The sequence below is a fragment of the Phenylobacterium sp. genome, assembly GCF_030693805.1.
Lineage (GTDB): Bacteria > Pseudomonadota > Alphaproteobacteria > Caulobacterales > Caulobacteraceae > Phenylobacterium.
In genome coordinates, this window is the sequence record NZ_JAUXZW010000074.1 from 18952 (window position 1) to 31989 (window position 13038).

14 protein-coding genes are annotated in these 13038 nt (G+C 69.0%); 7 read left to right on the top strand and 7 right to left on the bottom strand.

The features are described 5' to 3' along the window. Window positions 1-2 precede the first annotated feature (2 nt). From Q8M88_RS03420 to Q8M88_RS03430, 3 genes are read right to left on the bottom strand one after another with little or no spacing between them, the layout of a single operon-like run. Window positions 3-1622: a cisplatin damage response ATP-dependent DNA ligase gene (locus Q8M88_RS03420; RefSeq protein ID WP_305594845.1), complete on the bottom strand. Its 1620-nt coding sequence runs from the start codon at window positions 1620-1622 to the stop codon at window positions 3-5. Window positions 1623-1656: 34 nt separating this feature from the next. After that, on the bottom strand, window positions 1657-1824 hold the full coding sequence (locus Q8M88_RS03425) for a hypothetical protein (protein WP_305594846.1): 168 nt from the start codon (window positions 1822-1824) through the stop codon (window positions 1657-1659). A 51-nt stretch (window positions 1825-1875) separates the two neighbouring features. Then, the gene (locus tag Q8M88_RS03430; protein ID WP_305594847.1) at window positions 1876-2886 is read right to left on the bottom strand and encodes a ligase-associated DNA damage response exonuclease; all 1011 of its coding nucleotides are present in this window, start codon (window positions 2884-2886) and stop codon (window positions 1876-1878) included. An 82-nt stretch (window positions 2887-2968) separates the two neighbouring features. On the opposite strand from Q8M88_RS03430, the gene Q8M88_RS03435 reads away from it, so the two are divergent. Further along, window positions 2969-3406 (top strand): PaaI family thioesterase, encoded by a 438-nt coding sequence (locus Q8M88_RS03435; RefSeq protein WP_305594848.1) that lies wholly within the window; start codon window positions 2969-2971, stop codon window positions 3404-3406. Next, on the top strand, window positions 3403-3819 hold the full coding sequence (locus Q8M88_RS03440; RefSeq protein ID WP_305594849.1) for a PaaI family thioesterase: 417 nt from the start codon (window positions 3403-3405) through the stop codon (window positions 3817-3819). Before Q8M88_RS03435 ends, Q8M88_RS03440 begins: the two co-directional genes overlap by 4 nt. Here Q8M88_RS03440 and Q8M88_RS03445 read toward each other — a convergent pair. Further along, window positions 3816-4196 carry a hypothetical protein gene (locus Q8M88_RS03445; protein WP_305594850.1) on the bottom strand — a complete coding sequence of 127 codons (381 nt, stop codon included), beginning with the start codon at window positions 4194-4196 and terminating at the stop codon, window positions 3816-3818. The genes Q8M88_RS03440 and Q8M88_RS03445 overlap by 4 nt on opposite strands. Before the next feature lie 127 nt (window positions 4197-4323). On the opposite strand from Q8M88_RS03445, the gene Q8M88_RS03450 reads away from it, so the two are divergent. The 5 genes from Q8M88_RS03450 (at window position 4324) to Q8M88_RS03470 (ending at window position 10749) form a co-directional block, all read left to right on the top strand. Continuing rightward, window positions 4324-6012: a lysine--tRNA ligase gene (locus tag Q8M88_RS03450; protein WP_305594851.1), complete on the top strand. Its 1689-nt coding sequence runs from the start codon at window positions 4324-4326 to the stop codon at window positions 6010-6012. A 90-nt stretch (window positions 6013-6102) separates the two neighbouring features. Then, window positions 6103-6564, top strand: a complete 462-nt coding sequence (locus Q8M88_RS03455) for a MerR family DNA-binding transcriptional regulator (protein WP_305594852.1) — start codon at window positions 6103-6105, stop codon at window positions 6562-6564. A 54-nt stretch (window positions 6565-6618) separates the two neighbouring features. Then, window positions 6619-8406 (top strand): acyl-CoA dehydrogenase C-terminal domain-containing protein, encoded by a 1788-nt coding sequence (locus tag Q8M88_RS03460; protein WP_305594853.1) that lies wholly within the window; start codon window positions 6619-6621, stop codon window positions 8404-8406. After that, on the top strand, window positions 8406-8879 hold the full coding sequence (locus tag Q8M88_RS03465; RefSeq protein ID WP_305594854.1) for an OsmC family protein: 474 nt from the start codon (window positions 8406-8408) through the stop codon (window positions 8877-8879). The genes Q8M88_RS03460 and Q8M88_RS03465 overlap by 1 nt, the downstream gene beginning before the upstream one ends. Before the next feature lie 91 nt (window positions 8880-8970). Continuing rightward, the gene (locus Q8M88_RS03470) at window positions 8971-10749 is read left to right on the top strand and encodes a response regulator (protein ID WP_305594855.1); all 1779 of its coding nucleotides are present in this window, start codon (window positions 8971-8973) and stop codon (window positions 10747-10749) included. Here Q8M88_RS03470 and Q8M88_RS03475 read toward each other — a convergent pair. From Q8M88_RS03475 to Q8M88_RS03485, 3 genes are all read right to left on the bottom strand, one after another. Next, window positions 10746-11168 (bottom strand): very short patch repair endonuclease, encoded by a 423-nt coding sequence (locus Q8M88_RS03475; RefSeq protein ID WP_305594856.1) that lies wholly within the window; start codon window positions 11166-11168, stop codon window positions 10746-10748. The two genes, Q8M88_RS03470 and Q8M88_RS03475, sit on opposite strands and share 4 nt — an antisense overlap. Further along, window positions 11165-12154 carry a cysteine synthase A gene (gene cysK, locus Q8M88_RS03480; protein WP_305594857.1) on the bottom strand — a complete coding sequence of 330 codons (990 nt, stop codon included), beginning with the start codon at window positions 12152-12154 and terminating at the stop codon, window positions 11165-11167. The genes Q8M88_RS03475 and cysK overlap by 4 nt, the downstream gene beginning before the upstream one ends. 71 nt (window positions 12155-12225) lie before the next feature. After that, on the bottom strand, window positions 12226-13038 hold an 813-nt coding region (locus Q8M88_RS03485), incomplete at its 5' end, for a DNA cytosine methyltransferase (RefSeq protein WP_305594858.1).

The following is a 13038-nucleotide window of genomic DNA, read 5'->3' on the forward strand; positions in this document are numbered from 1 at the left end:
CGTCAGCGCCCCTCCAACCGCTCCAACATCGTCTCAAGCGCGGTGAGTTCGTCGGCCTCGCCAGGGGGTTTGTCCCAACGGATGCGGTTGATGCGGGGGAAGCGCATGGCGACGCCGGACTTGTGGCGGGTAGAGCGTTGCAGGCCCTCGAACGCCACCTCGAACACCAGTCCCGCGTGCGGTTCGGCGCGCACAGAGCGGACGGGGCCGAACCGCTCGACGGTGTTGTCGCGGACGAACTTGTCGATCTGCTTCAGCTCCTCGTCGGTGAAGCCGAAATAGGCCTTGCCGACGGGAGTCAGGAGGCGCGCGCCGTCGGCCGCTTCCGTCCACACCCCGAAGGTGTAGTCAGAATAGAAGCTCGACCGCTTCCCATGGCCGCGCTGGGCGTACATTAGCACCGCGTCGACCAGCATCGGGTCGCGCTTCCATTTGAACCACGGCCCCTTGGGTCGCCCGGCCTCGTAGATCGAGGTCCAACGCTTGAGCATCACGCCCTCGGCGAGCTGCGGATCGCCCGGCGGCGGGTCGGCGCGCAGGGCGGCGAGCTCGGCCCAGGTCTCGAATGGCTGCAGCGGCGACAGGTCGATGCTTGGTGACGGTGAGCGCTGCAGCATCGCCTCCAGGCGCCGGCGGCGCTCGCCAAAGCTCAAGGTCCGAACATCCTCGCCGGCGTCCGACAACAGGTCGTAGGCGCGGATGCCCGCGGGGTGGGCGGCCATCAGCTTGGCGTCGGCGGTCTTGCGGTTGAGCCGCTGCTGCAGGTCGGCGAACGGCGCCACACGGCCATCGCGCAGCACCAACAGTTCGCCGTCGATCGCGCCTTCGAAAGCCACACCGTCCAGCACGTCGGGAAACGCGTGGCTGATGTCCTCGCCGTTGCGGGTGTATATGCGCCGGACGCCGGATTCGTTGGCCGCCTGCACGCGGATGCCATCCCACTTCCACTCGGCGGCGTAGTCGGCCGGATCGAGCTTGGCGAAGTCGACGGCGTCGTCCAGCGCCTGGGCCAGCATCACCGGGCGGAACCGCGCCGGCGCATCCGGCGACGGCCGCTCGCTCCGGCCTTCCAGCCAGGCGAACAGGTCTTCGTAAGGCGGGTGTAGCGCATGCCAGACCTCTTCGACCTGGGCCACCTCGACGCCGCCCAGATCGGCCGTCGCCTGCTTGGCCAGCCGCGACGAGACGCCCACCCGCAGCCCGCCGGTCATCAGCTTTAGCAGCGCCCAGCGCCCAGTGGGTTGAAGCGCGTCGAGCCAGGTCTCGATGAGGCGCTGAACCTCGGCTCGTGTGGCGCCGCGCAGGGCGTCGATCACCTCCGAAAGCTCAGGTTCGCGATTGGCGCCCGGCCGCTGCGGCCAGACCAGGGCCACGGTCTCGGCCAGGTCGCCGACATAGTCGTAGGACCAGCGGAACAGCAGCGGGTCCATCCGCGCCTCCACCGCCTTGCGGATGAACGCGGGCTTGGCGGCGTTGAAGGTCAGCTCGCCGGTCAGCGCCGCCAGCGCCCAGCCGCGGTCGGGGTCGGGCGTCTGAGTCAGGTAGTCGCGCACCAGCGTCAGCTTGGCGTTGCGCGACGCGGTCAGGGACAGCCGATCCAGCAACTCAGCAAAAGCGCGCATCAGGACGCCAACCTAGCGCGGCGGCTGGTGCAGCTTAACCCTCGCCGATCATGCCGCCCTCGCGACCGCGATCGGCGGCCCCCTCGTCGGGCTTGTCGGGCGAGGCGGCGGGCGGAGGCGCGGCGGCTTCGCCGGACTTCTCGCCGCCTTCGTGACGTGGCTCGTCCGGGTTGACCGGGGGTCTGGGGCGCGGCGCGGCCATGGCTAGGCTCCTGCAGTGTCGGCCAGGGCAACGTGCGGCCGGCGACCCGGTTCAATCGTCGTCCTCTTCCTCGTAGCCGACGAGGGCCAGCGCGCGGGCGGGGATGTCATGCAGCGCGGCCCAGCGGGCTAGCGCTTCCTCGCGGCCGTGGGTGATCCACAGCTCGCCCGGGCGGATCTCGTCGATGGTGGCGGTCAGCTCGTCCCAGTCGGCGTGGTCGGAGATCACCAGCGGCAGCTCGACGCCCCGCTGGCGGGCGCGGGCGCGCACCTGCATCCAGCCCGAGGCGAAGGCGGTGACCGGATCGGGGAACCGCCTGGCCCAGCGGTCAGCAGTGGCCGAGGGCGGGGCGATGACGATGGCGCCGGCGAAGTCCTGCTTGCGCGTCGTGGTCGCCGGTTCCAGCGGACCGAGGTCGACGCCGTGTTCGCCATAGAGCCGGTTCAGCCGCTCCAGCGCGCCGTGGACGTGGATGGTCTTGTCCCAGCCGGCCTCGCGCAACAGCCGGATGATCCTCTGGGCCTTGCCGAGCGCATAGGCGCCGACCAGGTGCGCGCGCTCCGGGAATTGGGCGACGGAGCGCAGCAGTCGAGCGATCTCACCGGCGTCGTCGGGGTGGCGGAACACAGGCAGGCCGAAGGTCGCCTCGCTGATGAAGACGTCGCAGGGTACCGGCTCGAACGGCGGGCAGGTCGGGTCGCGGCGGCGCTTGTAGTCGCCGGACACCACCATGGTCAGGCCCTTCCAGCGCACCACCGCCTGGGCCGAACCCAGCACATGGCCGGCGGGGACCAGGGTCACCTGAACGTCGTCGCGGGCGATGGTCTGGCCATAAGCGCAGGGCTCGGCCGCCTCGGCGAAGGCGGCGCCATAGCGCTCGCCCATGATCGCCAGGGTCTCCGGCGTCGCCAGCACCACGCCGTGCCCCGCGCGGGCGTGGTCGGCGTGGCCATGGGTGATCACCGCACGCGCCACCGGCTGTACGGGATCGATGTAGAAATCGCCCGGGGCGCAGTAGAGACCCTCGGGGCGGGGACACAGCAGGTCCTGGAGACGGATCATCGCTTGGGCATATGGGCGCCGCGGACCGACCGCGCACCTCCTCCACGTTGACGCCAAACGCGCGCGGGCTCAAACGGAGCCCATGGAGTTCAACGAATCCCAGTTGGATCAGGTCGCCCGCGACATGGTCATGATGGCGCCTCAGGCGGCCGCTCTCGGCTTTGAACTGGTGTCGGTGGAAACCGGCCGCGGCGTGATGCGCGTGCCGTGGCGTGAGGCTCTGGCGGGCGATCCCGATACGGCCGTCATCGCCGGCGGCGTGGTCACCACCCTGCTGGATCATGTCTGCGGTCTGGCGGTGGTGTCGGCGGTGCGCGAACTGGGCACCACGCCGACGCTGGACCTGCGGATCGACTACATGCGCCCCGCCGCGCCACGCAGCGCCATCACCGCCGAGGCGCACTGCTACAAGCTGACCCGCTCGATCGCCTTTGTCCGGGCCCAGGCCTATGACGACAAGGGCGGCGAGCCGATCGCCACCGCCCAGGCCGCCTTCATGCTGGGGGCGAACGGCCGATGAGCGACGCCCCCGAACGCCTGGCGCGGTTCATCGGCCGGGTGCCGTACATCGCCTTCCTCGGCATGCGCGCCGAACTGGCGGGCGATGAGATGACCGCCATTCTGCCCTACTCGCCGCACCTGATCGGCAACACCAAGCTGCCAGCCCTGCACGGCGGAGTGCTGGGGGCGTTCATGGAGCTGACCGCGCTGTTGCAACTGGTGGTCGACGAACCCGCTGGCCGGACGCCCAAGACGATCGACATCACCATCGAATACCTGCGGCCCGGACGGCCGGTGACGCTCTACGCCCGCGCCGACGTCCGCAAGGTCGGGCGCCGCGTGGCCAACGTCCACGTGGAGGCCTGGCAGGACTTGCGCGCCGCGCCGGTGGCGGCGTTACGCGGCCATTTCCTGCTTAGCGACGGCGGCTAGGCGGAGGCTTCGGCGTTGTCGCGGCGGTTGGTTGACGCGTGCAGCGCCATCGCCACATCGATGGCGGCAATCGCCACGATGACGGCGGTGAAGCCGATCGCCACCTGACGACGGGGGTTGTCGGGGCGCAGCGCCGAGCGCAGAGCGAACAGGTCCATCACGTCGCCGCCGACTCGCATCCAGAACCAGGGCGCGGGCTTCACCGGCGACAGCAGGCCGGCGCCCGAGGCGATCTCACGGGCCCCGAAGGCGCTCATCGCCTCGGCCTCGGCGTCCAATCCCACCCAGCGCGCCAGCCGATCCGGAGCGGCGACGGCGACGACGCCCAATCCGATGCTGAACAGGCCCAGCGCACGCTTGGCGATGATGAGGTTCACGGGCCCGCAACTCCTTCGAAAGCGCCACCCTGGCGAAGACGCGAAGCGTGACGGTTGGTTCCGCCGCGTGTGGCGCCGTCGAAATGCGCACTTGAGGCCAGGGCGCAGGGGCGCTACCGCCACGGCCATGTTGCAAGGACTTTCCCACGCCGCGCGTGAGGCCAGGAGCTGGCCGTTCGAACAGGCCCGCGGCTTGCTGGCCCGCATCCTGCGCACGAGGCTGGACGACGCCGGGCGCGATCTTGCCGCCGCCCTCATCGCCCAGGGCAAATTCGCCGAGGCCGTGCAGGCGTTGCCGGCGCTGCGCGAAACGGTGGTGTTCCAGTGTGGCTACGGCGCGTCCGGCCTGCCGCACATGGGCACCTTCGGCGAGGCCGCGCGCCCGACCATGGTGCGCACCGCGTTCCGGGCGCTGACCGAGGACGCCGTCCCGACGCAGCTGATCGTCTTCTCCGACGATATGGACGGTCTGCGCAAGATCCCCGACAACGTGCCCAACCGCGCCATGCTGGAGGAGGATCGCGACAAGCCGGTGACCAGCGTGCGCGATCCTTTCGGCGAGTACGAGAGCTTCGGGGCCCACAACAACGCCCGGCTGCGCGCCTTCCTCGACGAGTTCGGATTCGACTACACCTTCATGTCGTCCACCGAGACCTACCGCTCGGGTCGGCTGGACGAGGTGCTGCTGCGCATCCTCGAGCGCTTCGACGCGGTGCAGGCGATCATGCTGCCGTCGCTGGGCGAGGAGCGGCGCGCGACCTATTCGCCGTTCCTGCCGATCAGCCCGACGACCGGGCGGGTGCTCCAGGCCCCGACCCTGGAGCGTCACCTGGACCGCGGCACGATCGTCTTCGCCGACGAGGACGGGACGCTGACCGAGACCCCGGTCACCGGCGGCCGGGTGAAGTTGCAATGGCGGCCCGATTGGGCGGCGCGCTGGACGGCGCTGAAGGTCGACTACGAGATGTCCGGCAAGGACCTGGTGGACTCGGTCCGCATCTCCAACCGCATCGTCAAGGTGCTGGGGGGCGAGCCGCCGGAGAGCTTCCACTTCGAGCTCTTCATGGACGAGCACAACCAGAAGATCTCCAAGTCCAAGGGCAACGGCCTGACCATGGAGGAGTGGCTGCGCTACGGCACGCCCGAGAGCCTCGCCTACTACATGTTCCAATCGCCGAAGTCGGCCAAGCGGCTGTATTTCGACGTGATTCCCAAGGCGACCGACGAATACCTGCAGCAGTTGTACGCGTTCAACAAGGCGGCGGGCGATGGCGCCAACGCGCCGGCGATCGATAATCCGGCCTGGCACGTCCATCGCGCGGAGCCGCCGACGAAGGGCTCGCCGGTGTCGTTCTCGCTGATGCTGAACCTGGTCTCGGCGGCGAACGCCTCCAGCAAGGAGATCCTCTGGGGATTCCTCAGCCGCTACCTCACGGGCGCGACGCCGCAGAGCGAACCGTTGATGGATCGCATGGCCGGCTATGCGATCAACTACTACGAGGACTTCGTGAAGCCCTCGAAGACGTTCCGCGCGCCCGATGATCGCGAGCGCGCCGCGATGAACGACCTGGCCGCGCGGCTGCGCGCATTGCCCTCCGGTTGTCAGGACGCGGAGCTGATCCAGAACGAGGTCTACGAAGCCGGCAAGGCCGCCGGTTTCGAGCCGCTGCGTGGCTGGTTCACCGCTCTCTACGAAGTCCTGCTGGGTCAGAGCCAGGGGCCGCGGTTTGGATCATTCGCGGCGATCTTCGGGCTGGAGCGGACCATCGCCTTGATCGAAACGGCGCTGAACGGAGACCTGACAGGCGCCGCCTGACTGGCGTGGCGCCCTCTACGTGAAGGCGAGTTGCCGTTAACGTAAGGGTCAACTATGCTGGGACCTCCTTCCTCCCCAGGAGAGACCCCAATGGACAAAGAGCTTCGCCAGCCCTGCCGGACGTTCACCATCCGCCAGCTATGCCAGGAATTCGACTGCACCCCGCGCGCGCTGCGGTTCTATGAGGACAAGGGCCTGCTCTCGCCGACGCGCGACGGCATGAACCGGATCTATTCGTACAAGGACCGCGGTCGGCTGATCCTGATCCTGCGCGGCAAGCGGGTCGGTCTGGCCCTGGCCGAGATCCGCGACCTCTATAACGCCGGCGACGGCGGCGAGGCCCAGCTGATGAAATCGGCCGACAAGTTCCGCGAACGCGTCCGCGCGCTTGAAGAGCAGAAGACCGACATCGATGGCGCGATCGAGCATCTGCGCTCCAGCATCGCGTTCTGCGAGCGCAGCCTGACGACGCTGCGGGTCGATGGCCAGGCGCCGGAAGACCAATATGCACCGGGCCTACCGCGTCGTATGGAAGGCGCCGAAGCCAAGTAGCCGCGTCTGAGCGGGCCTGCCCGTACGGTCCGCGGCATATCGCCGGAGCCGTCCATGACCTACCAACCGCCTGTGCGCGATCAGCTCTTTGTGCTGCGCGACGTGCTGGAGCTCGAACGGTACGCCAATCTGCCGGGTTTTGCCGACGCGACGCCCGACTTGGTCGAACAGATCTTGGACCAGGCGGCGCGGTTCTGCGGCGAGGTGCTGGCCCCGCTGAACGCCGTGGGCGATAAGCAGGGCTGCCGGTGGAGCCCGGACCACACCGTGACCACGCCGGACGGCTTCAAGGCGGCCTATCAGCAGTTCGTCGACGCAGGCTGGCCGGCGCTGGGCGCCGAGCCCGCCTACGGCGGCCAGGGCCTGCCGGCTGTGGTCAACCTGGCGGTCTCGGAGATGTCGTCCGGCGCCAACATGGCGTTCGCCATGTATCCGGGCCTGACGCACGGCACCTATTCCGCGATCCTGAATGGCGGATCGCAGGCGCAGAAGGACCTCTACCTTCCCAGGCTGGCGTCCGGTCGGTGGGCGGGGACCATGAACCTCACCGAGCCGCATTGCGGCACCGATCTGGGCCTGCTGCGCACCAAGGCGGTCGCCCACGGCGACGGCAGCTATCGGATCAGCGGCCAGAAGATCTGGATCAGCGGCGGCGAGCAGGACCTTACCGAGAACATCGTGCACCTGGTGCTGGCCCGTATCGAGGGCGCGCCGGCCGGCGTACGCGGCATCAGCCTGTTCATCGTGCCGAAGTTCATCCCGAACGCGGATGGGACGCTGGGCGATCGCAACGGCGTCAAATGCCTGGGCTTGGAATCCAAGATGGGCATCCATGGCAACGCCACCTGCGTCCTGGCCCATGACGAATCGACCGGCTGGCTTGTCGGCGAGGAGAACCGCGGCCTGGCGCTGATGTTCGTGATGATGAACGAGGCGCGGATCGGCGTCGGCCTGCAGGGCATCGCTCAGGCGGAGGGCGCCTATCAGGCCGCCGCGGCCTTCGCCAAGGAGCGCCTGCAAGGGCGCGCGCTCACCGGGCCGAAGAATCCCGACGGTCCGGCCGACCCGATCATCGTCCACCCCGACGTGCGTCGCATGCTGCTGGACGCCGCCGCCATGGTCGAGGGCGGTCGCGCCTTCCTGTTCTGGACGGCGCTGCAGGGCGACCTCGCGCGCGCCGCCGCCGACGAGGCGGAGCGTCGCAAGGCCTCGGACTTCATGGCGCTGCTGACGCCGGTGGTGAAGGCGTTCCTCACCGACCAGGGGTTCCAGGTCTGCTCCAACGCAATGCAGATCCACGGCGGCGCGGGCTACACCGAACACCTGCCGCTGAGCCAGTACCTGCGCGATGTGCGCATCGCGATGATCTACGAGGGGACCAACGGCGTGCAGGCGCTGGACCTGGTCGGGCGCAAACTCGCCGCCGACGGCGGTCGCGCGGTGATGGCCTTCTTCGCCGAGCTGGACGCCTATGCAGCGGCGAACAAAGACGACGACGCCCTGGCGCCAATCATCGCCGGCCTCGCCCAGGCCAAGGGCGAACTTCAGGAAGCGACCCTGTGGTTGATGCAGAACGGCATGGCCAATCCCGATAACGCAGGCGCGGCCTCCAGCGACTACCTGCATCTGTTCGGTCTGACGGCCCTGGCCTACATGTGGGCGCGGATCGCGAAGGTCTCCCAGGCGAAGGTCGCCGCCGGAGACAGCGATCCCTTCTATGCCCGCAAGCTCGTCGTCGCCCGTCACTTCGTGGAGCGCGTTCTGCCCCAGGCCGGCGCCCATCTGCGTAAACTGAAGGCCGGTTCACAAACCCTGATGAGCCTGCCGGCCGACGCCTTCTGATGGCGACCTATACCGCGCAGGTCGCCTGGGCGCTGGGCGAAGGCGAGGACTTCGCGCGCGGGCGCTACAGCCGCGCCCACATCCTGAGCTTCGATGGCGGCGCGCAGATCGCCGCGTCGTCGTCGCCGCACGTGACGCCGGCGCCCTGGTCGGTGGAGTCGGCGGTCGACCCGGAGGAGATGTTCGTCGCCGCCGTGGCCAATTGCCACATGCTCACCTTCCTGCATAAGGCGCGCGAGGCCGGCCTTCGCGTGCTGGGCTATCGCGACCACGCGGTCGGGGTGATGGAGCCCAACGCCGTCGGACGCCTGGCGATCACCCGCATTACCCTGCGCCCCGAGGTGATCTACGACGGCGCGGCTCCATCCACTGAGGCCAGCGAGGCGCTGCACCACGCGGCGCATCGCGATTGCTTCATCGCCAATTCGATCACGACCGACGTCCAGGTCGAGGGCAGCGCCGCCGTCGGCTGAACGGGCCGCTTTACCAATCCTTTCACCCTTTCACGTACCGCTGTTCTCGTGAGGCGCCGGCGACGGCCGCGCCTCCGGGGAGGCCAACGCAGTGGTCAAGCTGCTCGACAGGATTCACGAAGACGGCATGGTCGAGACCATGGCCGCGCGACGCCAGGGTCAGCGCAGCCGCATGTTCCGCGCCGGCTGCCTCGCGGTTTGCCTGACGCCGGTGATCGGCTGGACGCTGGCGATCCTCTGGCTGGCGCTCTACAGCGCCGTACAGGCGCTCGATTTCGCGCTTTTCGGTTCAAAGACCGCACGCCGCCGGCCGTTCAGTAAAGGTCTCGCGCTCACCTGGTTCGCCGTGAACAGCCTCGCGTTCGGCTCACCGGTGCTGTTCACCTCGTCGAAGGGGAGCTGGGGGCTGGTCTGCGGCCTGATGTTGCTGGTTGTCGGTATGCTGACGCCGCTGATGACCAATCAGGGCTCGCGCGCTGCGATCATCGCCGCCCTGGCGCCGTTCGCCGGCTACCTGCTGTTCGTGGCCTATACGGCGGGGAAGCTCAGCGGATCGCCGATCATCGCCATATCCGCCGTCGCCCTGTGCGTGGTGATCGTCAACACCGCCCGGGAGCTCTGGCGCTCGGGCGCGGACTCGCGCGACGCCCGCAAGCGGGCCCACGCGGAGGCCGATCGTCGTCGCCTCGAAGCCGAGGCCGCGACCGCCGCCAAGTCCAGCTTCATCGCCATGGTCAGTCACGAGCTGCGCACGCCGATCAGCGCCATCCTGGCGGGGGCCGAGGCGATCGAGCGCAGCGCCGGCCCTGACGCGGCGACACGGTCCAACGCTGCACTGATCGCCGAATCCGGCCGGATGATGCGCACCCTGCTCAACGACCTCCTCGACCTCTCCAAGATGGAGGCTGGGCGAATGGACATCGAGGTCATCACCTACGACCTGCCGGCGCTGATCTCCGACAGCGTCGCCTTCTGGTCGGCGGAGGCCGCGAAGAAGGGCTTGTACCTGAAGCTCGAGGGCGTGGATGTCCTGCCGCCGCATGTGGCGGGCGACCCGACCCGGCTGCGTCAGATCCTCAACAACCTGTTCTCCAATGCGATCAAGTTCACCGACCACGGCGGCGTCACCCTCAGCGTGCTGGCCACTCGGCTGGAGGAGGATGTCCGCCTGGCCAACGAGGACGCAGCCTGGATGGCGCGCTTCACGGTCTCCGACAGCGGCGACGGGATGAGCAGCGACCAGATCGCACGCCTGTTCACGCCTTTCGAGCAGACTCAGACGTCGATCGCCCGCACCCATGGCGGCACGGGCTTGGGCCTCGCCATCAGCCGTGAACTCGCCCGTTTGATGGGCGGCGATCTCTATGCCCGCAGCCGCCCGGGCGAAGGCGCCAGTTTCACCCTGGAGATCGCCCTCGCCGACGCCCGCCCAATGGAGGATGCCGCTGCGGAGACCCTCGCAACCTCCGTCGAGGACGTGCGCGTGTTGGTGGTGGACGACCACGAGATCAACCGCCGCGCCGTCGCCCTGATGCTGGAGCCGTTCGGGGTTCAGCTCAGCGCCGCCTCGTCGGCCCGCGCCGCGCTCGAGCAACTCTCGGCGCACGTGTTCGACGTGGTGCTGATGGATGTCCACATGCCGGTCATGGACGGCCGAGAGGCTTGCCGGGTGCTGCGCCGCACGCCAGGGCCCAATCAACATACGCCGGTGATCGCCTGCACCGCCTCAAGCGAGGCCACGGAGTGGGAGGCCTGCCGCCAAGCCGGCATGACCGGCCACGTGGCCAAGCCAATCGACGCCGCGGCGCTCCACGCCGCCATCGCCCGTGCGCTGATCCCGGCGAGCATCCAGGCCACGGCCGCCGCCTAACGGCGGCCGATGACGCCTGCGAGGCGCGCGCGGAGCGCCGCCTCATCCTTCATCTCGCATTCCCAAATCGTCTCGACCCGCCAGCCGTCGTCGGTCAGCGCCTGGGCGGCGGTGGCGTCACGCGCCCGGTTTCGGGCGACCTTGGCCGTCCAGTACGCCGTGTTTGACTTCGGCGTCCGCGCGCCGCGCGTGCAGTCATGACCGTGCCAGAAGCAGCCGTGGACGAAGATCGCCAGCCGGCGGCCGGCGATCACCACGTCTGGCGATCCCGGCAGGTCCTTGCGATGCAGGCGGTAGCGGGCGCCCAGCGCCCACAGCAGGCGACGCACCTTCATCTCCGGGCCGGTGTCGCGCCCCTTGACGCGGCGCATCACCGCCGAGCGGACGGCCGGCTCGAAGACGTCGGTGCGCGCGCTCACAGCCCTTCGAAGAGCGCCGTCGACAGGTAGCGCTCGGCGAAGCTCGGGATGATCGCCACGATCATCTTGCCGGCCATCTCCTCGCGGGCCGCGACGTCAAAGGCTGCGATGAGGGCGGCGCCCGAGGAGATCCCGACGGGGATGCCCTCTTCGCGGGCGACGCGGCGGGCCATGGCGAAGCTGTCCTCGTTGGAGACCTGGATCACTTCGTCGATGACGCCGCGATCGAGGATCGAGGGCACGAAGCCCGCGCCGATCCCCTGGATCTTGTGCGGTCCGGGCGGTCCGCCCGAAAGCACCGGCGAAGCCTCGGGTTCCACCGCGACCATCCGCACCGAGGGCTTGCGGGCCTTCAGCGCCTGGCCGACGCCGGTGATGGTGCCGCCCGTGCCGACGCCGGAGATCACCACGTCGACGCCGCCTGCGGTGTCGTTCCAGATCTCCTCAGCGGTGGTCACCCGGTGGATCAGCGGGTTGGCGGTGTTGTCGAACTGCTGCGGCATCACTGCGCCGGGTGTCGCCTCGACCAGTTCCTTGGCGCGGGCGACGGCGCCGGCCATGCCGCGTTCGGCCGGCGTCAGTTCCAGCTTGGCGCCGAGGATCAGCAGCATCTTGCGCCGCTCCATCGACATGCTTTCCGGCATCACCAGGGTCAGCTTGTAGCCCTTGGCGGCGGCGACGAACGCCAGTGCGATGCCGGTGTTTCCGCTGGTCGGCTCGACGATGGTCGAGCCCGCCTTCAGCACGCCCTTGGCCTCCAGATATTCGATCATCGCCACGCCGATGCGGTCCTTGACCGAAGCCATCGGGTTGAAGAATTCGAGCTTGGCCAGCACTTCGCCTCGCGGTTTCAGCGCGGCGTTGAGGCGGGGCAGGCGCACCAGCGGCGTGTCGCCCATGGTGTCGATGATACTGTCGAAGATCTTGCCGCGGCCGGCTCGCTTGTGGCGCGCGGCGTTGTAGGTTTGGTCGGTGTTGGCGTCCATAAGCGGAGCTTCCGGTTCGAGAGTTGGTGTCGGGCGAACCTAAGCGTTCCATGTTTTTTTGGAAGCCGGCTTTATTCCGCGGCGAGCCGTTCTGCGCCGTTCAAAAGCGGTTCCAGCAGGCCCTGGGCGAGCAGGCGCACCACCGGGGCGGCCACGCCGTCGCCGGCCACGTGCAGGGCGGCGGTGGCGGGGCGTGGCAGCACATAGCTGTCAGGCAGGCCCATCAGCCTGGCCGCCTCACGCGGCGACAGCAGGCGCGAGCGCACCCCGCCGTCTTCGATCACGATGATCGTCTGCCGAGACGACCCTCCCCGGGGCGTGCGCAGGCATCCGGCCAACCCATCGAAACGCGCCTCGACGCGTTGCACCCTAACGCCGGCCTCAATGCGCATCCGCCGGTAGGCCGCCCCCACGCTCCGGGCAGGCTGTGCGCAGTGCTGTTGGAGCCGCTGGCGGTGGGCGGGGGCCATCAGGTCCAGCAGGCGCTGGGTTCGCGCAGGCGCATGCCAGGCTACGGCGTCGTCCGGCTCCAGCAAGCTGGCCAGCTCGGTGTTGCGGGCGGGCGGCGCGGCGAGCCGCCACCAGATCCAGTTCGCCTGCAGCGGCGGGGTCAGCCGTGCGTGGGCGGCGCGCAGGGCGCGCGTGTGGAACGGGCTGTCGCCGATGAGGTGGGGTGAGGGCGGCTCGCGCGTGGCGATCACGAACACCCGCGGACGGGACTGCGGAAGGCAATGGGCGGCGTCTATCTCCAGCGCCCCCATCCCATATCCACGGGCGCTCAGGGCTTCGCACAGCGCCTGGAAGTCACGGCCGCCATGCGAGGTGAGGAGCCCGGAGACATTCTCGATCACCACCAGACGCGGCGCGCGGCCTTGGTCGTCGAG

Bases quoted from the DNA above. Each gene is read 5' to 3' on its own strand.
- Q8M88_RS03420 (WP_305594845.1), bottom strand. From the start codon at position 1,622: ATGCGCGCTTTTGCTGAGTTGCTGGATCGGCTGTCCCTGACCGCGTCG.
- Q8M88_RS03425 (WP_305594846.1), bottom strand. From the start codon at position 1,824: ATGGCCGCGCCGCGCCCCAGACCCCCGGTCAACCCGGACGAGCCACGT.
- Q8M88_RS03430 (WP_305594847.1), bottom strand. From the start codon at position 2,886: ATGATCCGTCTCCAGGACCTGCTGTGTCCCCGCCCCGAGGGTCTCTAC.
- Q8M88_RS03435 (WP_305594848.1), top strand. From the start codon at position 2,969: ATGGAGTTCAACGAATCCCAGTTGGATCAGGTCGCCCGCGACATGGTC.
- Q8M88_RS03440 (WP_305594849.1), top strand. From the start codon at position 3,403: ATGAGCGACGCCCCCGAACGCCTGGCGCGGTTCATCGGCCGGGTGCCG.
- Q8M88_RS03450 (WP_305594851.1), top strand. From the start codon at position 4,324: ATGTTGCAAGGACTTTCCCACGCCGCGCGTGAGGCCAGGAGCTGGCCG.
- Q8M88_RS03455 (WP_305594852.1), top strand. From the start codon at position 6,103: ATGGACAAAGAGCTTCGCCAGCCCTGCCGGACGTTCACCATCCGCCAG.
- Q8M88_RS03460 (WP_305594853.1), top strand. From the start codon at position 6,619: ATGACCTACCAACCGCCTGTGCGCGATCAGCTCTTTGTGCTGCGCGAC.
- Q8M88_RS03465 (WP_305594854.1), top strand. From the start codon at position 8,406: ATGGCGACCTATACCGCGCAGGTCGCCTGGGCGCTGGGCGAAGGCGAG.
- cysK (WP_305594857.1), bottom strand. From the start codon at position 12,154: ATGGACGCCAACACCGACCAAACCTACAACGCCGCGCGCCACAAGCGA.